The organism is Enterobacter sp. MGH 38, assembly GCF_000492855.1.
Taxonomy (GTDB): domain Bacteria; phylum Pseudomonadota; class Gammaproteobacteria; order Enterobacterales; family Enterobacteriaceae; genus Enterobacter; species Enterobacter hormaechei_C.
In genome coordinates this window covers 1,823,036-1,844,783 of sequence record NZ_KI535608.1, presented here as the reverse complement: position 1 = coordinate 1,844,783, position 21,748 = coordinate 1,823,036, and the positions used below count along the sequence as shown (strand labels likewise).

22 protein-coding genes are annotated in these 21,748 nt (G+C 56.3%); 12 read left to right on the top strand and 10 right to left on the bottom strand.

Annotated elements, in window-relative coordinates; genetic code table 11:
* Window positions 1–4: 4 nt before the first annotated feature.
* The gene (locus L384_RS02810) at window positions 5–1,144 is read left to right on the top strand and encodes a beta-galactosidase BglB (protein WP_003859729.1); all 1,140 of its coding nucleotides are present in this window, start codon (window positions 5–7) and stop codon (window positions 1,142–1,144) included.
* A gap of 34 nt (window positions 1,145–1,178) precedes the next feature.
* On the opposite strand, the gene argS is transcribed toward L384_RS02810, so the two are convergent.
* Window positions 1,179–2,912, bottom strand: coding sequence for an arginine--tRNA ligase (gene argS, locus L384_RS02815; protein ID WP_023324879.1), 1,734 nt, complete (start codon window positions 2,910–2,912; stop codon window positions 1,179–1,181).
* Window positions 2,913–3,150: 238 nt separating this feature from the next.
* Between argS and L384_RS02820 the strand changes: the two genes are divergently transcribed.
* The gene (locus L384_RS02820; protein WP_015570274.1) at window positions 3,151–3,711 is read left to right on the top strand and encodes a VOC family protein; all 561 of its coding nucleotides are present in this window, start codon (window positions 3,151–3,153) and stop codon (window positions 3,709–3,711) included.
* A gap of 78 nt (window positions 3,712–3,789) precedes the next feature.
* Entirely contained in the window at window positions 3,790–4,533 is a 744-nt protein-coding gene (gene cutC / locus L384_RS02825; protein WP_023324878.1) for a copper homeostasis protein CutC, read from the top strand.
* A 260-nt stretch (window positions 4,534–4,793) separates the two neighbouring features.
* Here cutC and cmoB read toward each other — a convergent pair whose 3' ends face one another.
* Genes cmoB through L384_RS02850 form a run of 5 tightly spaced genes read right to left on the bottom strand, consistent with a single transcriptional unit; the run spans window position 4,794 to window position 8,374 of the window.
* Window positions 4,794–5,765 (bottom strand): tRNA 5-methoxyuridine(34)/uridine 5-oxyacetic acid(34) synthase CmoB, encoded by a 972-nt coding sequence (gene cmoB, locus L384_RS02830; RefSeq protein ID WP_023324877.1) that lies wholly within the window; start codon window positions 5,763–5,765, stop codon window positions 4,794–4,796.
* Complete coding sequence (gene cmoA, locus L384_RS02835; RefSeq protein ID WP_003859735.1) at window positions 5,762–6,505, bottom strand: carboxy-S-adenosyl-L-methionine synthase CmoA; 744 nt, start codon at window positions 6,503–6,505, stop codon at window positions 5,762–5,764. Before cmoA ends, cmoB begins: the two co-directional genes overlap by 4 nt.
* Before the next feature lie 40 nt (window positions 6,506–6,545).
* Entirely contained in the window at window positions 6,546–6,941 is a 396-nt protein-coding gene (locus L384_RS02840) for an MAPEG family protein (protein ID WP_003859737.1), read from the bottom strand.
* Between the two features lie 51 nt (window positions 6,942–6,992).
* Entirely contained in the window at window positions 6,993–7,811 is an 819-nt protein-coding gene (locus tag L384_RS02845; RefSeq protein WP_023314350.1) for a DUF72 domain-containing protein, read from the bottom strand.
* A complete protein-coding gene (locus tag L384_RS02850) occupies window positions 7,808–8,374 on the bottom strand; it encodes a hydrolase (protein ID WP_023324876.1) in 567 nt (188 codons plus the stop codon). Before L384_RS02850 ends, L384_RS02845 begins: the two co-directional genes overlap by 4 nt.
* A gap of 262 nt (window positions 8,375–8,636) precedes the next feature.
* Between L384_RS02850 and aspS the strand changes: the two genes are divergently transcribed.
* From aspS to ruvB, 6 genes are all read left to right on the top strand, one after another.
* Window positions 8,637–10,409, top strand: coding sequence for an aspartate--tRNA ligase (aspS, locus tag L384_RS02855; protein WP_023324875.1), 1,773 nt, complete (start codon window positions 8,637–8,639; stop codon window positions 10,407–10,409).
* 1 nt (window position 10,410) lies between these two features.
* Window positions 10,411–10,854, top strand: a complete 444-nt coding sequence (gene nudB, locus L384_RS02860) for a dihydroneopterin triphosphate diphosphatase (protein ID WP_023324874.1) — start codon at window positions 10,411–10,413, stop codon at window positions 10,852–10,854.
* 27 nt (window positions 10,855–10,881) lie between these two features.
* Window positions 10,882–11,622, top strand: a complete 741-nt coding sequence (locus L384_RS02865) for a YebC/PmpR family DNA-binding transcriptional regulator (protein WP_003859747.1) — start codon at window positions 10,882–10,884, stop codon at window positions 11,620–11,622.
* A 34-nt stretch (window positions 11,623–11,656) separates the two neighbouring features.
* Window positions 11,657–12,178 carry a crossover junction endodeoxyribonuclease RuvC gene (gene ruvC, locus L384_RS02870; RefSeq protein ID WP_003859749.1) on the top strand — a complete coding sequence of 174 codons (522 nt, stop codon included), beginning with the start codon at window positions 11,657–11,659 and terminating at the stop codon, window positions 12,176–12,178.
* 80 nt (window positions 12,179–12,258) lie between these two features.
* On the top strand, window positions 12,259–12,873 hold the full coding sequence (ruvA, locus tag L384_RS02875; RefSeq protein WP_003859751.1) for a Holliday junction branch migration protein RuvA: 615 nt from the start codon (window positions 12,259–12,261) through the stop codon (window positions 12,871–12,873).
* Window positions 12,874–12,881: 8 nt separating this feature from the next.
* Window positions 12,882–13,892 (top strand): Holliday junction branch migration DNA helicase RuvB, encoded by a 1,011-nt coding sequence (gene ruvB / locus L384_RS02880; RefSeq protein WP_003859753.1) that lies wholly within the window; start codon window positions 12,882–12,884, stop codon window positions 13,890–13,892.
* A gap of 52 nt (window positions 13,893–13,944) precedes the next feature.
* On the opposite strand, the gene znuB is transcribed toward ruvB, so the two are convergent.
* Window positions 13,945–14,730 carry a zinc ABC transporter permease subunit ZnuB gene (gene znuB / locus L384_RS02885; RefSeq protein ID WP_003859755.1) on the bottom strand — a complete coding sequence of 262 codons (786 nt, stop codon included), beginning with the start codon at window positions 14,728–14,730 and terminating at the stop codon, window positions 13,945–13,947.
* A complete protein-coding gene (gene znuC, locus L384_RS02890) occupies window positions 14,727–15,482 on the bottom strand; it encodes a zinc ABC transporter ATP-binding protein ZnuC (protein ID WP_003859757.1) in 756 nt (251 codons plus the stop codon). The genes znuB and znuC overlap by 4 nt, the downstream gene beginning before the upstream one ends.
* Before the next feature lie 77 nt (window positions 15,483–15,559).
* Here znuC and znuA point away from each other — a divergent pair, with 77 nt between their 5' ends.
* From znuA to lpxM, 3 genes are all read left to right on the top strand, one after another.
* A complete protein-coding gene (znuA, locus tag L384_RS02895; protein WP_003859760.1) occupies window positions 15,560–16,504 on the top strand; it encodes a zinc ABC transporter substrate-binding protein ZnuA in 945 nt (314 codons plus the stop codon).
* A gap of 15 nt (window positions 16,505–16,519) precedes the next feature.
* Entirely contained in the window at window positions 16,520–17,839 is a 1,320-nt protein-coding gene (mepM, locus tag L384_RS02900; RefSeq protein WP_003859762.1) for a murein DD-endopeptidase MepM, read from the top strand.
* Between the two features lie 117 nt (window positions 17,840–17,956).
* Window positions 17,957–18,928, top strand: a complete 972-nt coding sequence (gene lpxM / locus L384_RS02905; protein ID WP_022651444.1) for a lauroyl-Kdo(2)-lipid IV(A) myristoyltransferase — start codon at window positions 17,957–17,959, stop codon at window positions 18,926–18,928.
* Between the two features lie 43 nt (window positions 18,929–18,971).
* On the opposite strand, the gene pyk is transcribed toward lpxM, so the two are convergent.
* Both pyk and L384_RS02915 read right to left on the bottom strand, forming a co-directional pair.
* Window positions 18,972–20,414, bottom strand: coding sequence for a pyruvate kinase (gene pyk / locus L384_RS02910; protein WP_003859767.1), 1,443 nt, complete (start codon window positions 20,412–20,414; stop codon window positions 18,972–18,974).
* A 114-nt stretch (window positions 20,415–20,528) separates the two neighbouring features.
* Window positions 20,529–21,398 (bottom strand): MurR/RpiR family transcriptional regulator, encoded by an 870-nt coding sequence (locus tag L384_RS02915; protein WP_003859769.1) that lies wholly within the window; start codon window positions 21,396–21,398, stop codon window positions 20,529–20,531.
* Window positions 21,399–21,748 lie beyond the last annotated feature (350 nt).

Sequence of the window (21,748 nt, the reverse complement as noted above, 5' to 3'; positions counted from 1 at the left end):
GATGATGAAAGTTTGGCCTGTCAAACATAGCCCGTTACTGCGTCAGCCTGAGCGCTTTATCGCCAGGGATGAGCTGAAATCGCTGATTCAAAAGGTGACGCATAACCTGGTCAATATCCACGACAAAACGGGTGAGTTTTTGCTGCGGCTGGACGACGGGCGCGTGATCGACACCAAAGGCTGGGCCGGATGGGAATGGACCCACGGCGTCGGTTTATACGGTATCTGGCAGTATTACTGCCAGACCGGTGACGAAGGCATGCGCGAGATTATCGACAGCTGGTTTACTGACCGTTTCGCTGAAGGCGCAACCACCAAAAACGTGAATACCATGTCGCCGTTCCTGACGCTGGCGTATCGCTACGAAGAGACCAAAAACCCGGCCTGGCTGCCGTGGCTGGAAAGCTGGGCGGAATGGGCGATGAATGAGATGCCGCGCACCGAACATGGTGGCATGCAGCACATCACCCTGGCGGAAGAGAACCATCAGCAAATGTGGGATGACACGCTGATGATGACGGTGCTGCCGCTGGCGAAAATCGGCAAGCTGCTGAACAAGCCGGAGTACGTCGAGGAGGCGATCTATCAGTTCCTGCTCCACGTACAGAACCTGATGGATCGGGAGACGGGGCTGTGGTTCCACGGCTGGAATTACGACGGCAATCACAACTTTGCCCGGGCCCGCTGGGCGCGCGGCAACAGCTGGCTGACCATCGTGATCCCGGATTTCCTCGAGCTGGTGGATCTGCCGGAAAACAACGCCGTTCGTCGCTATCTGGTGCAGGTACTGAACGCGCAGATCGCCGCACTGGCAAAATGTCAGGACGAGAGTGGCTTGTGGCATACGCTGCTGGACGATCCTGAATCTTATCTGGAGGCGTCGGCCACGGCAGGGTTTGCCTACGGCATTCTGAAAGCCGTGCGCAAGCGTTATGTCGGCGCAGAGTACGCAGAGGTGGCGGAGAAAGCGATTCGCGGTATCGTGAAAAACATCTCGCCGGAAGGGGAGCTGCTGCAAACCTCGTTCGGGACCGGGATGGGAAGCGATCTTGAGTTTTATCGCCAGATACCGCTCACGTCGATGCCGTACGGGCAGGCGATGGCGATACTGTGCCTGACGGAGTATTTGCGGAAGTATTTCTGATAATAAAAAACCCGGCGCTTGCCGGGTTTATTTTTTACATACGTTCTACGGTTTCGATACCCAGAGTGTCCAGACCGAGCTTCAGGGTCTTCGCCGTCAGCTGCGCGAGCTTCAGGCGGCTGTGGCGCACCGCTTCGTTCTCGGCAGAGAGGATAGGGCAGTGTTCGTAGAAGCCAGAGAACAGACCGGCGAGATCGTACAGGTAAGCACACATAACGTGCGGCGTACCGTCACGCGCGACCACGGAGAGCGTCTCTTCGAACTGAAGCAGGCGGGCAGCCAGCTGTGCTTCACGGTCTTCGGTAATAGACACCGTAGCATTCGCCAGCACGCTTTCGTCGATATTGGCTTTACGGAAGACGGAGAGTACCCGGGTATAAGCGTACTGCATGTATGGCGCCGTGTTGCCTTCAAACGCCAGCATGTTGTCCCAGTCGAAGATATAGTCGGTGGTACGGTTCTTGGAGAGATCCGCGTATTTCACCGCGCCAATTCCCACCGCGTTAGCAAGTTTCTCCAGCTCGTCAGCAGGCATGTCCGGGTTCTTCTCGGCCACCAGGCGACGCGCGCGTTCCAGCGCTTCATCCAGCAGATCGGAAAGCTTCACGGTGCCGCCCGCACGGGTTTTGAACGGCTTACCGTCTTTACCCAGCATCATGCCGAACATGTGATGTTCCAGCGGCACGGAATCCGGCACATAACCCGCTTTACGCACGATAGTCCACGCCTGCATCAGATGCTGATGCTGACGGGAGTCGATGTAATACAGCACGCGGTCCGCATGCAGGGTTTCGTAACGGTATTTCGCACAGGCGATGTCGGTGGTGGTGTAAAGATAGCCGCCATCCTTTTTCTGGACGATCACGCCCATCGGTTCGCCTTCCTTGTTTTTATACTCATCAAGGAACACCACCGTTGCGCCTTCGCTTTCCACCGCCAGATTTTTAGCTTTCAGGTCCGCCACAATGCCTGGCAGCATCGGGTTATACAGGCTTTCACCCATCACGTCGTCACGGGTCAGGGTCACGTTCAGACGATTATAGGTAAGCTGGTTCTGGGACATGGTAATGTCCACCAGCTTGCGCCACATCTCGAGGAAGTACGGGTCGCCACCTTGAAGTTTCACCACGTAGCTGCGCGCGCGCTCGGCGAAGGCTTCGTCTTCGTCATAGTGCTTTTTGGCTTCACGGTAGAAACCTTCCAGGTCTGCCAGCGCCATTTCGCCTGCGTTTTCCTGCTGCTGTTTTTCCAGATACGCGATCAGCATGCCGAACTGCGTGCCCCAGTCGCCTACGTGGTTAGCGCGGATCACCTTGTGACCAAGGAACTCCAGGGTACGCACTGCCGCGTCACCGATGATGGTGGAGCGCAGGTGACCGACGTGCATCTCTTTCGCCACGTTTGGCGCGGAGTAGTCAACCACCACGGTCTGCGCTTCTGGCTGAGCCACGCCCAGACGGTCAGATTTCAGCGCCGCGTCAACGTGGCTTGCCAGGAATGCAGGCTCAAGGAAAATGTTGATAAAGCCTGGACCGGCGATTTCGGTTTTGCTGGAGATGCCGGTGAGATCCAGATGCGTCAGTACCTGCTCAGCGAGTTGTCGCGGCGGCATGCCCAGTTTTTTAGCCACTGCCATCACGCCATTAGCCTGATAGTCGCCAAACTGTACTTTCGCTGACTGACGAACCTGTGGTTCGCAATCCGCAGGCGCACCTGCGGCAATCAGTGCCTGACTGACTTTTTCTGAGAGAAGAGCCTGAATATTCACCTGGATACCTTACGTTTTTGATGCGGGTAAAAAACACCCACGCCAGTTTAAGAATTTAGGGCGGGAGTATACTGCAAATGCCCTCGGGCGTCAGCCCTGCGGGGGGCGAAGATCGCTCAGAATCCAGGCGAAGACGGTATGCATAATCATGCAGTCGAAAAAACCGTGATTCTGCTGTTGGTCGACAGAGGGCAACAGAGTAAATTAGCGGCTTTGCGACACGAAACGAGACTGACCTATGGCGAACTGGCACACCATTGACGAACTGCATGATATTTCCGCAGATTTACCGCGCTTCACCCAGGCGTTCACAGAACTTGCCACCCGTCTCGGGCTGGATATCGCGCCGCTTGAGGCCGATCACATCTCTTTGCGCTGCCACCAGAATGCCACCGCCGAACGCTGGCGGCGTGGCTTTGAGCAGTGCGGAGAACTGCTGTCAGAGAATATCATTAACGGTCGCCCGATTTGCCTGTTCAAACTTCATGCGCCGGTAACGGTGGCGCACTGGCAATTCACCGTTGTGGAACTGCCCTGGCCAGGAGAGAAGCGTTATCCGCACGAAGGCTGGGAGCATATCGAAATTGTTCTGCCTGGGGAACCCGAGACGCTGAACGCCCGTGCGCTGGCGCTGCTTTCCGACGAGGGGTTAAGCCAGCCGGGTATTTTCGTCAAAACCAGCTCGCCAAAAGGGGAGCGCGAACGCTTACCGAACCCTACGCTTGCCGTAACGGACGGCAACGTGACGGTGAAATTCCATCCCTGGACTATCGAGCAGATCGTCGCCAGCGAAGCGTAAGCATTGTGAGCGTCGATCCAGACACCAATCGGGCAACGTGCCACGATGATACGTTGAGTGAAATTTAAGGAGGATGACATGGCGCTGCTGGAAATTTGTTGTTACAGCGTGGAGTGTGCCGTCACTGCGCAACGGCACGGGGCCGATCGCATCGAGCTTTGCGCGGCACCGAAAGAAGGAGGATTAACCCCGTCCTCTGGCGTGCTGAAATCAGCCCGTCAGGCCATCACTATTCCGGTGCACCCGATTATTCGCCCGCGCGGCGGTGATTTTTGTTATACGGCGGGTGAGTTCAGTGCCATGCTTGAGGATATCGCCCTCGTCCGTGATTTAGGTTTTCCGGGGCTGGTGATCGGTGTACTGGACGAAGACGGCAACATCGATCTTCCGCGTATGCGTCAGGTCATGCGCGCCGCCCGGGGGATGGCGGTCACTTTTCATCGTGCGTTCGATATGTGTCAAGATCCGATACAAGCCTTTGATACGCTGGCAGAACTGGGCGTGGCGCGCGTTCTGACGTCGGGCCAGCAGTCCTCGGCTGAAAAAGGACTGAAATTAATTACGGAACTAAAAGCACATTCCGGTGTTCCAATAATCATGGCGGGCGCAGGAGTACGCGCCAGCAATCTGGAACTGTTTTTAAACGCAGGGGTGGAAGAGCTGCACAGCTCAGCGGGTAAATGGATACCTTCACCCATGCGTTATCGCAATACAGGGTTGTCAATGTCGACGGATGCTGAAGCGGATGAGTACTCGCGCTACGGTGTGGATGGAGAGTCGGTTGCGGTAATGAAATCGTTGATTGAACGTCATCACGTGTAGCAACGTACCGATTTTTACCGCGCATCATGTCGCCCAATATGATGCTTGCTTGTACCAGGCCCCTGCAATTTCAACAGGGGCCTTTTTTTCTCCTTCATATTTCAAGCCGCAGCCGCGTTGGCCGCCTCGCTCACCCCGGTCACTTACTGATGTAAGCTCCCGGGGATTCGCTGCGTTGCCGCCTTGCTGCAACTTGAACTATTTTGGAGAAAACGTGCGACGCGTAGGCCGGGTAAGGCGCAGCCGCCACCCGGCACAAACTACGGCTTCGTCGCAATCAATACCGCACGCATCGGGGCCGGATAGCCTTCGATGGTTTTACTGTGATCGTCCGGGTCGAGGAATTGCTCCAGCGATTCGGTGATCATCCAGTCGGTGCGACGCTGTTCTTCAATCGACGTCACGCACACATCGGCGATGCGTACATCGACAAACCCACATTTCTCCAGCCAGTTCTTCAGCGCCAGCGCGGAAGGGATGAAGTAAACGTTGCGCATCTGCGCATAGCGATCGCCCGGCACCAGAACGGCATGTTCATCGCCTTCGATAACCAACGTTTCGAGCACCAGTTCGCCGCCGCTGACCAGCTGATCTTTCAATTGCCAGAGATGCTCCAGCGGGGAACGACGGTGGTACAGCACGCCCATCGAGAAAACGATATCAAAGGCTTTCAGGGCAGGGAGTTGCTCGATACCCAGCGGCAACAGGTGCGCACGCTGGTCGTTACCCAACAGCTTACGCACCGCTTCAAACTGGCACAGGAACAGCTGCATCGGATCGATACCGATGACCAGATGCGCGCCTGCGCCGATCATGCGCCACATGTGATAGCCGCTACCGCAGCCCACGTCCAGAATGGTGCGCCCGGTCAGGTCGGATAAATGCGGCAGAACGCGATCCCACTTCCAGTCGGAGCGCCACTCGGTGTTGATGTTTACGCCGTAAAGTGAAAACGGCCCTTTGCGCCACGGCATCAGGTTGCGCATCAGCGTTTCGATGCGGTTGATCTGCCCGGCCGGGAGCGGCTCTTCGCTCTCCGCCGTCACGCTGTGCAGTAAATCCAGACGATGAGGCGTCAGTTCAGGCAGAAACTCCACGGCGTTGGACCACTGCTTCAACAGACCATGCTGCTGATCGCGCTGCCAGGTGGCAATTTGCGCAGGCAGGGTTTCCAGCCAGTGGGAAAGATGGTTTTTGGCAATCAGCTGATAGAAATTACCGAACTCGATCATGCTGCGTCTCCGGCTTTCAGCGCCACCAGAGAACCAAAGTTAAAGCACTGGAACCACAGTTCGCTGTGTTCAAATCCGGCTTTGCGCAGGCGCGCTTTGTGGGTTTCTACGGAATCCGTCAGCATGACGTTTTCAAGCATGCTGCGCTTCTGGCTGATCTCCAGCTCGCTGTAGCCATTTGCACGCTTGAAATCATGGTGCATGTTGAACAGCAGTTCGCCCACGCTGGCGTCTTCAAAGCTGAATTTCTCAGACAACACCAGCGCGCCGCCCGGGTTAAGGCCTTGATAAATTTTATCCAGCAACCGCTGACGATCGTCCGGCACCAGGAACTGAAGGGTAAAGTTCAGAACCACCATCGAGGCGTTCTGGATGTCGATATCGCGGATATCGCCTTCTACCACCTCCACAGGCGTAGGGGCTTTATACGCGTCAATGTGGCGACGGCAGCGTTCGACCATGGCCGGTGAGTTATCGACAGCCACAATCTTGCAGCCTTCGTGATGAACGTTACGACGAATGGACAGCGTTGCCGCTCCCAGCGAACAGCCCAGGTCATAGACCTGCGTGCCGGGTTGAACAAAACGCTCCGCCAGCATGCCGATCATGGAGATAATATTGGAATAACCGGGAACAGAGCGCTGGATCATATCCGGGAAGACTTCGGCTACCCGTTCATCAAAGGTCCAGTCGCCCAGGCTGGCGATAGGCGCGGAAAAAAGCGTGTCGCGATCTGACATAACGTAAAAATCCGGGAAAAATAAAGGGGCATATTGTGCGCTAATGGAAGGAGAAAACCAACTCCCACGGCATATACCAAAGGTTAGCCAGCACCATCAGCAAAAGCGAGCACCAGGTCGCGCTCATGCCGGAACGACGCCAGCGGATCAGGCGGTGGTGAAAACCATAATAATGCATCAAACGCCCTGCTATCAGCAGCAGCCCGCAGACGTGCACCATCCAGGTTTCAGCGCCATCCATCTCCATTAACAGCAGTAAAATTAACGCGACGGGAATGTACTCGACCGCGTTGCCGTGGATCCGGATTGCGCTTTGCAGCTCAGAAAAGCCCCCGTCACCGTACGAGACGCGGTACTGCATTCTCAGGCGCACAACATCAAATGAAAACTTAATCAGCAGTAATGCACCTAACACCGCATACAGCGCGCTGACCATACTAACTCCCTGTTTTTGGCAGATGGCACGTCTCTATGATAGGGGGTGATTTCAGAAAAGAGAAGATTGTTGTGGGATGGACGGCGCGGGGCCAACCGACGGAACCGCCTGCTGCAAGGCCTGCCAGAGAGCATCGACCAGTTCAGGCGCCTGTGCGATATCCGGCGTATGTAAAAAAAGGTACGGCGTGGTGGTGTGCTCCCATTTCGCCAGCGTTTGCAGCCAGACGGCGAACATCTCCTCATTTTGCTGCATGTTATCGCTGCCGATAAACCGGACCATCGGGTTCTGCGCCGTTACGATCGCATGGACGGGCACTTTCGGTTTTTTGCGCTGGGCATCAACAACGGCTTCGCTGTGCGGGATTGCGCTGTGCACGGGGCGGCTGTCGAGGATCACGCGGTTGACCGATCGTTCATGCAGGCCGCGATTGAGCGCTTTCTCCGCGTCGCCTTTGGCAAAGAATTCCGGATGCCTCACTTCTACGCCGTAGGTGAAATCAAGTGGCAGGGCCTCGAGAAACTGCCAGAGGGCGGGCAGGTCGCGTGGGCCAAACGTGGCGGGAAGCTGGAGCCAGTACTGGCCAATACGGTTGGCCAGAGGCGACATCCGGGTGAAAAACTCGTGGGTTAAATCATCGCAGTTGCGCAGCGCGGCGTTGTGGGAGATGGTCGCCGGGAATTTAAAGCAAAAGCGGAAGTCGTCGGTGGTTTGCTCGCGCCAGCGTTCGACGATCTCCGCGCGGGGCAGAGCGTACAGCGTGGTATTGCCCTCCACGCAGTTAAAGTGTCGGGCATACTCTTCAAGGTTGGTAATACCCAGGCGCACCCATTTCGGGTGCGACCACTGGGGCAGGCCCACGTACATCATAGCGCGCTGAGGATCTCATCCGTGCTGCGCACGCGACCGATACGCGGGAAGATATGGGTCATGCTGCCCTGGTGCTGATCCGCAGAGGCTGCGCTGCACGCATCTTCCGCGATCACCAGGTTAAAGCCCAGCTCCCAGGCGTTACGGGCGGTGGATTCCACACCAATGTTGGTGGAGATCCCGCACAGAATAATCGTGTCGATCCCGCGACGGCGCAGCTGGAGCTCCAGGTCGGTGCCGTAGAATGCGCCCCACTGGCGTTTGGTGACTTCTATATCGCTGTCGCGTTTACCGAGCGAGACAGGATATGTCCACCAGTTATCCGGCAGCGCCTGCGCCGGGGCCTGAGCATCAACCGGCTGTTTTAACGCTTCGGCGAAATCAGCGGACCAGCCGACGCGCACCATAATAACAGGCGAGCCGCTGGCGCGGCATTTTTCTGCCAGGCGCGCAGCGCGGCTGACCACATCGTCAGCGGTGTGCGGACCACCGGCAAAAGGCAGAATGCCTTCCTGTAAATCAATGACCACAAGGGCGGTTTTGGTGGCATCAAGTGTAAACATCGTCGCTCCCGTCAAATGATTGCTTTTCTACACCTTACGACGTGATGGCCTGTTATCGGTCGGATAATTTTGTTAATTTTTGTGAGAATAGGCAATAAGAGTTCAGCAAACGCGCGTCAGGCCGTGCTTCGCTCTTATCGTGCGGCAGAATTTCCAGTATAATAGCCGCCTTTTTTCATCCAGTTGTGACATACAGAAAGCTGCGACATCGTAGCCTGCGAGACAGGCGACAATCAGCCTGCGGCTAATTAAGGGATATCTCATGCGTACAGAATATTGCGGGCAGCTGCGTCAGTCCCACGTCGGGCAGCAGGTCACCCTGTGTGGTTGGGTCAATCGTCGTCGCGATCTTGGTAGCCTTATCTTTATTGATATGCGTGACCGCGAAGGTATCGTTCAGGTGTTCTTCGATCCGGATCGCGCTGATGCGTTGAAGCTGGCTTCTGAGCTGCGCAATGAGTTCTGCATTCAGGTGACGGGCACCGTGCGTGCGCGTGACGAGAAAAACGTCAACGCCGACATGGCGACCGGCGCTATCGAAGTGCTGGCGTCCGATCTGACGATCATCAACCGCGCGGAAGCGTTGCCGCTGGACTCCAACCACGTCAACACCGAAGAAGCGCGTCTGAAATACCGCTACCTGGATCTGCGTCGTCCGGAAATGGCTCAGCGCCTGAAAACCCGTGCGAAAATCACCAGCCTGGTGCGCCGTTTTATGGATGACCACGGTTTCCTTGATATCGAAACCCCGATGCTGACCAAAGCCACGCCGGAAGGCGCGCGCGATTACCTGGTGCCATCCCGCGTCCATAAAGGCAAATTCTATGCGCTGCCGCAGTCTCCACAGCTGTTCAAACAGCTGCTGATGATGTCTGGCTTCGATCGCTACTATCAGATTGTGAAATGCTTCCGCGACGAAGACCTGCGCGCTGACCGTCAGCCAGAATTTACCCAGATCGATGTGGAAACTTCCTTCATGACCGCTGAGCAGGTGCGTGAAGTGATGGAAGCCCTGGTGCGTAGCCTGTGGAACGACGTGAAAGGCGTCAAGCTGGGCGATTTCCCAATCATGACCTTCGCGGAAGCCGAGCGTCGCTACGGCTCCGACAAACCAGACCTGCGTAACCCGATGGAGCTGGTGGACGTGGCAGACCTGGTGAAAGCCGTTGAGTTCGCGGTCTTTGCTGGCCCGGCTAACGATCCGAAAGGCCGCGTGGCGGCACTGCGCGTGCCGGGCGGAGCGGCTCTGAGCCGTAAGCAGATCGACGACTACGGCAACTTCATCAAGATCTACGGCGCGAAAGGTCTGGCCTATATTAAAGTGACCGAGCGTGCGAAAGGTCTGGAAGGTATCACCAGCCCGGTGGCGAAATTCCTGAACGCGGACATCGTGGAAGCGATCCTGGAGCGCACCGGCGCGCAGGACGGCGACATGATCTTCTTCGGCGCAGACAACAAGAAAGTGGTTGCGGATGCGATGGGCGCACTGCGTCTTAAGCTCGGCAAAGACCTGAACCTGACCGACGAAAGTAAATGGGCGCCGCTGTGGGTGATCGACTTCCCGATGTTTGAAGACGACGGTGAAGGCGGCCTGACCGCGATGCACCACCCGTTCACCTCGCCAAAAGACATGACGGCGGCAGAACTGAAGGCAGCACCGGAAGACGCGGTGGCAAACGCCTACGATATGGTCATCAACGGCTACGAAGTGGGCGGCGGTTCCGTGCGTATTCACAGCGGTGAAATGCAGCAGACCGTGTTCGGCATCCTGGGCATTAACGAACAGGAGCAGCGTGAGAAATTCGGCTTCCTGCTGGACGCGCTGAAATACGGTACGCCTCCGCACGCGGGTCTGGCCTTCGGTCTTGACCGTCTGACCATGCTGCTGACCGGCACCGACAACATCCGTGATGTGATCGCCTTCCCGAAAACCACCGCAGCGGCGTGTCTGATGACTGAAGCGCCAAGCTTTGCCAACCCGGCCGCGCTGGCTGAGCTGGGCATTGAGGTGGTGAAGAAGGAAGAGAAAAACTGATATGGCATATAAGCGTCCCGTTTCGGTTCTGGTGGTCATTTATGCAGAAGACACGAAGCGGGTGCTGATGTTGCAGCGGCGCGACGATCCGGATTTCTGGCAGTCGGTTACCGGCAGCCTGGAAGAGGGGGAGACCGCACCGCAGGCCGCCGCGCGTGAAGTAAAGGAAGAGGTCGCCATTGATGTTGCTTACGAGCAACTGACCCTGAAGGACTGTCAGCGCACGGTGGAGTTTGAAATTTTTAGCCATTTACGTCATCGCTATGCACCGGGAATTAAGCGCAATACGGAATCATGGTTCTGCCTTGCGCTTCCTCATGAGCGGGAGATCGTGTTCACGGAACACCTGACCTACCGCTGGGTGGATGCGGCGGATGCCGCCGCACTGACCAAGTCGTGGAGCAACCGGCAGGCGATTGAAGAATTTGTAATTAACGCTGCCTGAGAAGGCGCGATTTTTGGAGAACTTTTTATGGCAGGTCATAGTAAGTGGGCCAACACCAAACACCGCAAAGCGGCACAGGATGCCAAACGCGGTAAAATCTTTACCAAAATCATTCGTGAGCTGGTGACAGCGGCGCGTCTGGGCGGCGGCGACCCGGCGTCTAACCCTCGTCTGCGCGCGGCGGTGGATAAAGCCCTGTCCAACAACATGACGCGTGACACCCTGAACCGTGCAATCGCACGTGGCGTGGGCGGTGATGAAGACGCGAACATGGAAACCATCATTTATGAAGGTTACGGTCCTGGCGGTACGGCGGTGATGGTTGAGTGTCTGTCCGACAACCGTAACCGTACCGTTGCGGAAGTGCGCCACGCGTTCACCAAAACCGGCGGCAACCTGGGCACTGATGGTTCTGTAGCGTACCTGTTCAGCAAAAAAGGCGTCATCTCCTTCGAGAAAGGCGACGAAGATGCGATCATGGAAGCGGCGCTGGAAGCCGGTGCGGAAGACGTGGTGACCTACGACGACGGCGCTATTGATGTTTACACCGCATGGGAAGAGATGGGGGCCGTGCGTGATGCGCTGGAAGCGGCTGGCCTGAAGGCGGATAACGCTGAAGTCTCCATGATCCCGTCTACCAAAGCGGACATGGATGCGGAAACCGCACCGAAACTGCTGCGTCTGATCGACATGCTCGAAGACTGCGACGACGTACAGGAAGTGTACCACAACGGTGAAATCTCTGATGAGGTTGCAGCGACTCTCTGATGAGAGCGTGTAGATCCGTTACAGGAGACGCGTGATGTCGATTATTCTCGGGATTGACCCAGGCTCACGCGTCACCGGGTATGGCGTTATCCGTCAGGTGGGACGCCAGTTAACCTACCTCGGCAGTGGGTGTATTCGCACTAAAGTGGACGATCTGCCGTCGCGCCTGAAGCTCATCTATGCGGGCGTGTCGGAGATCATCACTCAGTTTCAGCCGGACTATTTCGCCATCGAGCAGGTCTTTATGGCGAAAAACGCTGACTCGGCGTTAAAGCTCGGTCAGGCGCGCGGCGTGGCGATTGTTGCCGCCGTGAACCAGGATCTGCCGGTGTTCGAGTATGCGGCCCGTCAGGTTAAGCAGACGGTGGTGGGCATTGGTAGCGCGGAGAAAAGCCAGGTGCAGCACATGGTGCGTACCCTGCTGAAGCTCCCTGCGAACCCGCAGGCCGACGCCGCGGATGCGCTGGCCATTGCGATTACCCACTGTCACGTCAGCCAGAATGCGATGCAAATGAGCGAGTCGCGGCTCAATCTGGCGCGAGGCAGGTTACGATAATGACAAATCAGGCTGGATGTTTATCCAGCCTTTTTTTATTATGTCGGCAGATAATTTCTTCCAGAACGCAGGAGCGTCACGTGATAGGCAGACTCAGAGGCATCATCATTGAAAAACAACCCCCGTTAGTGCTGCTGGAAGTGGGTGGCGTGGGCTATGAAGTCCATATGCCGATGACCTGCTTCTACGAGCTTCCGGAGGCGGGCAAAGAGGCGGTTGTCTTTACCCAGTTTGTGGTGCGTGAAGACGCTCAGCTGCTGTACGGATTCAATAACAAACAGGAACGCACCCTGTTCCGCGAATTGATCAAAACCAACGGCGTCGGGCCGAAGCTGGCGCTTGCGATTCTGTCCGGTATGTCAGCGCCACAGTTTGTGAACGCCGTTGAGCGTGAAGATCCGGCTGCGTTAATTAAACTTCCGGGCATCGGGAAGAAAACTGCCGAGCGTTTAATTGTCGAGATGAAGGACCGCTTTAAAGGTCTGCATGGCGATCTGTTCACGCCGGCAGCCGATCTGGTGCTGACTTCCCCGGGCGCGCCTGCATCGGATGATGATGCCGAGCAGGAAGCGGTTGCCGCGCTGGTGGCGCTGGGCTATAAACCTCAGGAGGCCAGCCGGATGGTGAGCAAAATTGCTAAACCGGATGCCAGCAGTGAAACCCTGATTCGTGAAGCGCTGCGCGCTGCATTGTGAGGTAAAGGATGATTGAAGCAGACCGCCTGGTATCGGCAGGCACCATTCAGCCAGATGACGTGGTGGATCGCGCGATCCGTCCCAAACTGCTGGATGAGTATATCGGCCAGCCGCAGGTTCGTTCTCAGATGGAGATTTTCATCCAGGCGGCAAAGCTGCGCGGCGATGCGCTCGATCACCTGCTGATTTTTGGTCCGCCGGGGTTAGGTAAAACCACCCTGGCGAATATCGTCGCCAACGAAATGGGCGTTAACCTGCGTACCACTTCCGGCCCGGTACTGGAGAAAGCAGGGGACCTGGCGGCGATGCTGACCAACCTCGAACCGCATGACGTGCTGTTTATCGACGAGATCCATCGCCTGTCGCCGGTGGTGGAGGAAGTGCTCTATCCGGCAATGGAGGATTACCAGCTGGATATCATGATCGGTGAAGGTCCGGCCGCGCGCTCGATCAAAATCGATCTGCCACCGTTTACCCTGATTGGCGCCACGACCCGTGCCGGCTCGCTGACCTCTCCACTGCGTGACCGTTTTGGTATCGTGCAGCGTCTGGAGTTTTATCAGGTGCCCGACCTTCAGCATATTGTGGGGCGCAGCGCGCGCTACATGGGGCTGGATATGAGCGAAGAGGGGGCGTTTGAAGTGGCGAAGCGCTCCCGCGGTACGCCGCGTATCGCCAACCGCCTGCTGCGCCGGGTGCGTGACTTTGCCGAGGTGAAGCACGACGGCACTATATCGGCCGAGATCGCCGCCCAGGCGCTGGATATGCTGAACGTCGATGCTGAAGGTTTTGACTATATGGACCGTAAGCTGCTGCTGGCGGTGCTGGATAAGTTCTTTGGCGGGCCAGTAGGGCTGGATAACCTGGCGGCGGCAATTGGCGAAGAGCGTGAGACTATCGAAGATGTGCTGGAGCCGTATCTGATCCAGCAAGGCTTCTTGCAGCGTACCCCGCGCGGTCGTATGGCGACGGTGCGGGCGTGGAATCATTTCGGCATTACGCCGCCCGCGATGCCGTAAGTAGCGATAAATTCTAGCCCCGGTAAGCGAAGCGCCACCGGGGACATGCTGACTACTGCGCGGTCTTTTTCATCATACTGAAAATAAACAACACCGCCGCGCACAATACCACCGACGGCCCCGCTGGCGTGTCATAAAACGCCGAGAAGGTTAACCCGCCCGTCACCGCAATCATTCCGATAATCACCGCGATACCGGCCATTTGCTCCGGCGTACGCGCAAAACGGCGCGCCGTGGCGGCAGGGATTATCAGCAGCGACGTGATGATCAGCGCGCCGACAAACTTCATCGCCACGCCGATGGTTAACGCCGTCACCAGCATCAACAGCAGCTTCACGCGCTGAAGCTTCACGCCGTCGACAAAGGCCAGATCCGGGCTGACGGTCATCGCCAGTAAACTCCGCCACTGCCACAGCAGGATCCCGAGCACCACCGCCACGCCAATGGCAATGGAAATGAGATCTTCGGGCGTGACGGCCAGCAGATCGCCAAACAGGTAGGCCATCAGATCTACGCGGATGTTTGACATCAGGCTCACTACCACCAGGCCCAGCGACAGGGCGCTGTGCGCCATAATGCCGAGCAGGGTATCAATTGCCAGGTGAGGGCGTTTTTCCAGCCAGACCAGACCGGCAGCCAGCAGCAGCGTGACGACAATCACCGCATAAAACGGGTTCACGTCCAGTAATAAACCAAACGCGACACCCAGCAATGAAGCATGGGCCAGCGTATCGCCGAAATAGGACATTCTGCGCCAGACGACAAACGAGCCGAGTGGACCCGCGGCGCAGGCAAGCATAATCCCGGCCAGCCAGCCGGGCAGTAACAGTTCAATCATGAGTGTCCATTTCCCCGACGCAGGACAATTCGTCCCTGTAAATCATGGCGGTGATTGTGATTATGGCGATAGATGCCCAGCTGTTCGGCGCCACGATGGCCAAACATGGAGATAAATTCGGGATGCATTGACACCACTTCCGGCGTGCCGGAACAACAAATGTGATGGTTCAGGCACAGTACTTCGTCGGTTTTGGCCATCACCAGATGCAGATCATGGGAGACCATCAGCACCGCGCAGTTAAGCTCCCGACGGAGCTGGTCAATCAGATCGTACAGCGCAACCTGACCGTTGACGTCAACACCCTGCGTCGGCTCGTCCAGGACCAGCAGCTGAGGGCTGCTGAGCAGGGCACGGGCAAGCAATACGCGCTGGGTTTCACCGCCCGACAGCTTTTGCAAGGGCGCCTCAACAAGATGTCCCGCCTGAACGCGTTTCAGCGCCGGGAGGATATCCGCTTTACGCGTACCGGGACGGAGGCGCAGGAAGCGGCTCACCGTCAGGGGCAGGGTGGCATCGAGGTGTAATTTTTGCGGCACATAGCCGATACGCAATTTGTCTTCGCGGACGATAACACCTGCGTCAGGGGCTACCAGGCCTAATACGACGCGCACCAGCGTCGATTTGCCTGCACCGTTAGGGCCGAGCAGCGTGAGTATTTTGCCGGGCTTCAGATTCAGCGACACGTCAGAAAGGACGCGGCGCTGGCCGAATGAGACCGAAACATTTTCAAGAGAAACTAAAGTCGTCATGTCAATTTAAGCTTGCAGAAGTCATCGAATGTTATAATATCACATTCCACGCATTCATTACGATGATTAGTCGCATTATGTTACAGAAAAATACGCTTCTTTTCGCAGCTTTATCCGCTGCTCTTTGGGGTACAACAGCACAAGATGTTAACGCCGCTGTTGTCGCTTCGCTTAAACCGCTTGGATTTATCGCCTCTGCCATCGCGGACGGGGTCACTGAGACACAGGTTCTGCTGCCTGACGGGGCTTCCGAGCATGATTATTCTCTGCGTCCATCTGATGTAAAACGCTTACAGAACGCGGACTTAGTCGTCTGGATTGGTCCTGAGATGGAAGCGTTTATGCAGAAGTCAGCCAGACAGCTTCCCGCTGAGAAACAGGTGACGATTGCCGGGCTGTCCGGCGTGAAACCGTTACTCATGAAAGGAGCTGAGGACGAGGGTGATGAGCATGACCACGACCATGCTCATGGTGAAAAAGGTGACGACCATCACCATCACGGTGAATACAACATGCATCTCTGGCTCTCCCCAGAGATAGCGCGGCTTACAGCGGTTGCAATCCACGACAAATTAGTGGAACTTATGCCGCAAAGTCGAATCAAACTCGACGCCAACCTGAAGGATTTTGAGGCTCAATTAGCCGCAACCGACAAACAGGTGGGTAACGAGCTCGCACCGCTTAAAGGAAAAGGGTACTTCGTTTTTCATGATGCCTACGGGTATTACGAGAAACATTACGGTCTGACCCCGCTGGGGCATTTTACCGTCAACCCTGAAATTCAGCCTGGTGCGCAGCGTTTACATGAAATCAGAACACAGTTGGTTGAGCAAAAAGCGACATGCGTTTTTGCTGAGCCACAGTTCAGGCCAGCGGTCGTAGAAGCCGTGGCCAGGGGAACATCCGTGCGCATGGGAACCCTTGACCCGCTAGGTACGAACATCCAGTTGAGCAAAGCGAGCTATTCGCAGTTCCTCAGCCAACTGGCGAATCAGTATGCGAGCTGCCTGAAAGGAGATTAACGAGGAAGTGAATACGTGCAACAGATAGCCCGCTCTGTCGCCCTGGCATTTAACAATCTGCCTCGACCCCACCGCGTTATGCTGGGGTCGCTTACAGTTCTCACATTAGCGGTCGCCGTCTGGCGGCCCTATGTTTACCACCCGAGTTCCGCCCCAATCATCAAAACCATCGAACTGGAGAAGAGCGAGATCCGCTCTCTGCTGCCCGAGGCCAGCGAGCCTATCGATCAGGCCGCTCAGGAAGATGAAGCGATTCCCCAGGATGAGCTGGATGACAAGATCCAGAATGAAGCTGGCATTCATGAATATGTTGTATCAACTGGCGATACGCTGAGCAGCGTCCTGAACCAGTACGGTATCGACATGGGCAACATCAGCCAGCTCGCCGCATCCGATAAAGAGCTGCGTAACCTGAAAATTGGTCAGCAACTTTCCTGGACCTTAACGCCCGACGGCGATCTGCAACGTTTGACCTGGGAGATGTCCCGTCGCGAAACCCGCACCTACGATCGCACTGCAAACGGTTTCAAAATGACCAGTGAATTGCAGCAGGGCGACTGGGTTAACAGCGTCATGAAAGGGACCGTCGGCGGCAGCTTTGTTTCCAGCGCACGCGATGCCGGCCTGACCAGCGCTGAAATCAGCTCGGTGATCAAAGCCATGCAGTGGCAGATGGATTTCCGCAAACTGAAAAAAGGCGATCAGTTCTCTGTCCTGATGTCCCGCGAAATGCTGGACGGTAAGCGCGAGCAGAGCCAGCTGGTGGGCGTTCGTCTGCGTTCAGACGGCAAAGACTACTACGCCATTCGCGCGGAAGACGGTAAGTTCTATGACCGCAGCGGTACGGGTCTGGCAAAAGGCTTCCTGCGTTTCCCAACGGCGAAACAGTTCCGCGTCTCCTCCAACTTTAACCCGCGTCGTCTGAACCCGGTAACGGGCCGCGTAGCGCCGCACCGTGGCGTTGACTTCGCTATGCCGCAGGGCACGCCAGTGCTGGCGGTAGGAGATGGTGAAGTGGTCATGGCGAAACGCAGCGGTGCTGCTGGCTATTACGTTGCTATTCGTCACGGTCGTACGTACACCACCCGCTACATGCACCTGCGTAAACTGCTGGTCAAACCGGGCCAGAAGGTGAAACGTGGCGATCGCATCGCGCTGTCCGGTAACACCGGCCGGTCGACGGGGCCGCACCTGCACTATGAAGTGTGGATCAACCAGCAGGCGGTTAACCCGCTGACGGCGAAACTGCCGCGCACCGAAGGGCTGACCGGAAAAGATCGCAAAGATTACCTGGCGCAGGTGAAAGAGGTGATGCCGCAGCTGCGCTTCGACTAAGCTCCCCTGATTTAAAAAGCCGGCGTCAGTATGCGCCGGCTTTTTCTTTTGTGCGCGGGCGGCAGCCTCGCTACACTATCCGCATATATTTTTGCGTCACCAGACCCTGGAACCCGCATGGAAACCAAAAAAAACAATATTGAGTACATTCCCGAGTTTGAAAAATCTTTTCGCCACCCGCGTAACTGGGGCGCCTGGATTGGCGTATATGCGTTTGCTGGCATGGCGTTGCTACCTGCTTCCCTTCGCGATCCGGTGCTCGGTAAAGTGGGGCGCCTGGCAGGGCGCTTGGGTAAAAGCGCACGCCGCCGGGCGCAAATAAACCTGTTGTACTGTTTCCCGGATAAAAGCGACGCCGAACGCGAAGCAATCATTGATGACATGTATACCACCGCGCCGCAGGCGATGGCGATGATGGCGGAACTGGCGCTGAAAGGGCCGGAGAAGATCGTTGAACGCGTTGACTGGAAAGGGCTGGAGATCATCGACGAGATGCGTCGCAATGATGAAAAGGTGATTTTCCTGGTGCCGCACGGCTGGGGGGTCGACATTCCGGCGATGTTAATGGCGTCGCAGGGCCAGAAAATGGCGGCGATGTTCCATAATCAGGGAAACAAAATCTACGATTTCGTCTGGAATACCGTGCGCCGTCGCTTTGGCGGACGCTTGCACGCCCGAAACGATGGCATTAAGCCTTTCATTCAGTCGGTACGTCAGGGTTACTGGGGCTACTATCTGCCCGATCAGGACCATGGTCCTGAGCACAGCGAGTTTGTCGATTTCTTCGCAACCTATAAAGCCACGCTACCAGCGATTGGTCGCCTGATGAAAGTCTGCCGCGCCCGCGTGATCCCACTGTTCCCGGCTTATGACGGTAAAACGCATCGCCTGAGCATTGAGGTACGTCCGCCGATGGACGATCTGCTGACCGCAGACGATCACACCATCGCACGCCGCATGAATGAAGAGGTGGAAGTGCTGGTGGGGCCGCATAAGGAGCAATATACGTGGATCCTGAAGCTGCTCAAAACGCGTAAACCTGGCGAAACAGAGCCGTACAAGCGTAAAGAACTTTTCCCGAAGAAATAGGAAACCTTCACCCCTCTCCCCTTAGGGGAGAGGGGATCAGAGCTTACTCTACGGTCAGTACGCGGGTGGTATTGGTTGAGCCGATGGTGCTCATCACGTCACCCTGCGTCACGATAACGATATCACCGGATACCAGATAACCTTTGTCGCGCAGCAGGTTCACGGCATCGTGCGCGGCGGCCACGCCGTCGTTGGTGCTGTCGAAGTATACTGGCGTCACGCCGCGATACAGCGCCGTCAGGTTCAGCGTACGCTCGTGACGGGACATGGCGAAGATCGGCAGACCGGAGCTGATACGGGACGTCATTAGCGCGGTACGGCCAGATTCGGTCATGGTGATGATCGCCGTGACCCCTTTCAGGTGGTTGGCTGCGTACATCGCGGACATCGCAATCGCTTCTTCCACATTGTCGAACTGGATATCCAGGCGGTGCTTGGAGACGTTAATGCTTGGGATCTTCTCTGCACCCAGGCAGACGCGCGCCATGGCGGCCACGGTTTCCGCCGGATACTGGCCCGCCGCGGTTTCCGCTGACAGCATCACCGCGTCAGTACCATCCAGCACGGCGTTCGCCACGTCCATGACTTCTGCACGGGTCGGCATTGGGTTGGTGATCATGGATTCCATCATCTGGGTGGCGGTGATCACCGCGCGGTTCAGCTGACGCGCGCGACGGATCAGCGCTTTCTGGATACCGACCAGTTCAGGGTCGCCAATTTCCACGCCCAGGTCACCACGGGCAACCATCACCACGTCAGACGCCAGGATCACGTCGTCCATCGCGTCCTGATCGCAGACCGCTTCAGCGCGTTCCACTTTTGCAACGATTTTCGCATCGCAGCCTGCATCGCGCGCCAGGCGGCGAGCATAGTTCAGATCTTCACCGCAGCGCGGGAAGGAGACGGCCAGATAATCCACGCCGATCTGCGCCGCGGTCACGATATCCGCTTTGTCTTTATCGGTCAGCGCTTCGGCAGACAGGCCACCGCCGAGTTTGTTGATGCCTTTGTTGTTGGAGAGCGGGCCGCCGACGGTCACTTCGGTGAACACCTTCATACCCTGAACTTCCAGCACTTTCAGCTGTACGCGTCCGTCGTCCAGCAGCAGGATGTCGCCAGGCACAACGTCAGCAGGCAGACCTTTGTAGTCGATACCCACTTTTTCCTTATCGCCTTCGCCTTTGCTCAGGTTGGCGTCCAGCAGGAATTTATCGCCGATGTTGAGGAAGACTTTGCCTTCTTTAAAGGTCGATACGCGGATTTTTGGACCTTGCAGGTCACCGAGGATAGCAACATGGCGGCCCAGTTTAGCTGCGATTTCACGCACTTTGTCGGCACGTAATTTATGGTCTTCTGGCGTACCGTGAGAGAAGTTCATACGCACCACGTTAGCACCCGCGGCGATAATCTTTTCGAGGTTATTATCGCGGTCGGTGGCCGGGCCTAAGGTGGTGACGATCTTGGTTCTGCGAAGCCTTCTGGACATGTAATACTCCGTTGACTGAAACAACTTTGGTGTTGCGTGAACATAGAATCGGCCTTCATCTATCGCAAGGCAGTAGCGAGGGGACCGAATGCCGTAAATCGTACTTCGTCGTTATTAGGGAACATCGCTCTTTATAAGCAATTCTTTATCAAAACGCGATTCTTTCAGGGCTTCCTTGACCCGCTTCAAGTTATCCCGGAATTTTGCGCCCCGGCGTAAGGTAAAACCTGTCGCCAGTACGTCGATGACCGTCAACTGCGCCAGGCGGGAGACCATCGGCATGTACATGTCGGTATCCTCCGGTACGTCCAGGGTAATGGCGAGCGTCGCTTCCCGGGCGAGCGGCGTACCTGCCGTCGTCAGGGCGATGACCATCGCATCGTTGTCACGCGCGAGCTGCGCCAGCTCCACCTGGCTCTTGGTGCGGCCCGTATGGGAGATGAGTACCACGACATCATCTTCGCTACAATTCATACAGCTCATGCGTTGCAGCACAATGTCATCGGAGTAAATCACCGGCACGTTAAAGCGAAAGAATTTATTCATGGCGTCATGCGCCACGGCGGCGGACGAGCCAAGGCCAAAGAAGGCAATCCGTTTGGCCTGCGTGAGAAGATCGACCGCGCGATTTACTGAACTCATGTCCAGAGACTGGCGAACGTGGTCGAGCGTGGCCATAGCCGATTCAAATATTTTTGCGGTGTAAGCATCAACGCTGTCGTCTTCATCGACATTGCGATTAACATACGGGGTGCCGTTTGCCAGACTTTGGGCCAGATGCAGTTTAAAATCAGGAAAGCCGCGCGTGTCCAGACTACGACAGAATCGATTGACCGTCGGTTCGCTGACGCCCGATTCCTGTGCCAGAGCGGCGATGCTTGAATGAATCGCCTGAGCGGGCGCGGCGAGAATAACTTCAGCCACTTTGCGCTCGGATTTGCTAAGGTGTTCCAGTTGAAACTGGATTTTTTCCAGCATGTTCATTGTTAACAAGACGCTCATGAGGGCATAAACGATTTCATAAAGAGATGAAACCTTGATTCGATTTAGCCGATATTACCCCCAGGACTCCCGAAAGGGTAATCGTCGACAAGAAATGTTGTTGTTTTTTTTCATTACTTGATCGACGTCGGGTTTTGCTCTGACCCCGTTGCGCAAAGAATCGACGTTTGTTGCGTCATCAGACGGGCGTAATGGCCCAGGCGACGAAAAATCACCGTATCGCACGCGACGTTAAGCGCTAATGGTTTCAGGAAACGCGTAAAAGCAGTACAGTGCATTGTAATAAAATTACAACGATACCTGGCAGAGTACCAGGCGATCTAACTGAGGAG

Bases quoted from the DNA above. Each gene is read 5' to 3' on its own strand.
- L384_RS02810 (WP_003859729.1), top strand. From the start codon at position 5: ATGAAAGTTTGGCCTGTCAAACATAGCCCGTTACTGCGTCAGCCTGAG.
- L384_RS02820 (WP_015570274.1), top strand. From the start codon at position 3,151: ATGGCGAACTGGCACACCATTGACGAACTGCATGATATTTCCGCAGAT.
- cutC (WP_023324878.1), top strand. From the start codon at position 3,790: ATGGCGCTGCTGGAAATTTGTTGTTACAGCGTGGAGTGTGCCGTCACT.
- cmoB (WP_023324877.1), bottom strand. From the start codon at position 5,765: ATGATCGAGTTCGGTAATTTCTATCAGCTGATTGCCAAAAACCATCTT.
- cmoA (WP_003859735.1), bottom strand. From the start codon at position 6,505: ATGTCAGATCGCGACACGCTTTTTTCCGCGCCTATCGCCAGCCTGGGC.
- L384_RS02840 (WP_003859737.1), bottom strand. From the start codon at position 6,941: ATGGTCAGCGCGCTGTATGCGGTGTTAGGTGCATTACTGCTGATTAAG.
- L384_RS02845 (WP_023314350.1), bottom strand. From the start codon at position 7,811: ATGATGTACGTGGGCCTGCCCCAGTGGTCGCACCCGAAATGGGTGCGC.
- L384_RS02850 (WP_023324876.1), bottom strand. From the start codon at position 8,374: ATGTTTACACTTGATGCCACCAAAACCGCCCTTGTGGTCATTGATTTA.
- aspS (WP_023324875.1), top strand. From the start codon at position 8,637: ATGCGTACAGAATATTGCGGGCAGCTGCGTCAGTCCCACGTCGGGCAG.
- nudB (WP_023324874.1), top strand. From the start codon at position 10,411: ATGGCATATAAGCGTCCCGTTTCGGTTCTGGTGGTCATTTATGCAGAA.
- L384_RS02865 (WP_003859747.1), top strand. From the start codon at position 10,882: ATGGCAGGTCATAGTAAGTGGGCCAACACCAAACACCGCAAAGCGGCA.
- ruvC (WP_003859749.1), top strand. From the start codon at position 11,657: ATGTCGATTATTCTCGGGATTGACCCAGGCTCACGCGTCACCGGGTAT.
- ruvB (WP_003859753.1), top strand. From the start codon at position 12,882: ATGATTGAAGCAGACCGCCTGGTATCGGCAGGCACCATTCAGCCAGAT.
- znuB (WP_003859755.1), bottom strand. From the start codon at position 14,730: ATGATTGAACTGTTACTGCCCGGCTGGCTGGCCGGGATTATGCTTGCC.
- znuC (WP_003859757.1), bottom strand. From the start codon at position 15,482: ATGACGACTTTAGTTTCTCTTGAAAATGTTTCGGTCTCATTCGGCCAG.
- znuA (WP_003859760.1), top strand. From the start codon at position 15,560: ATGTTACAGAAAAATACGCTTCTTTTCGCAGCTTTATCCGCTGCTCTT.
- lpxM (WP_022651444.1), top strand. From the start codon at position 17,957: ATGGAAACCAAAAAAAACAATATTGAGTACATTCCCGAGTTTGAAAAA.
- pyk (WP_003859767.1), bottom strand. From the start codon at position 20,414: ATGTCCAGAAGGCTTCGCAGAACCAAGATCGTCACCACCTTAGGCCCG.
- L384_RS02915 (WP_003859769.1), bottom strand. From the start codon at position 21,398: ATGAACATGCTGGAAAAAATCCAGTTTCAACTGGAACACCTTAGCAAA.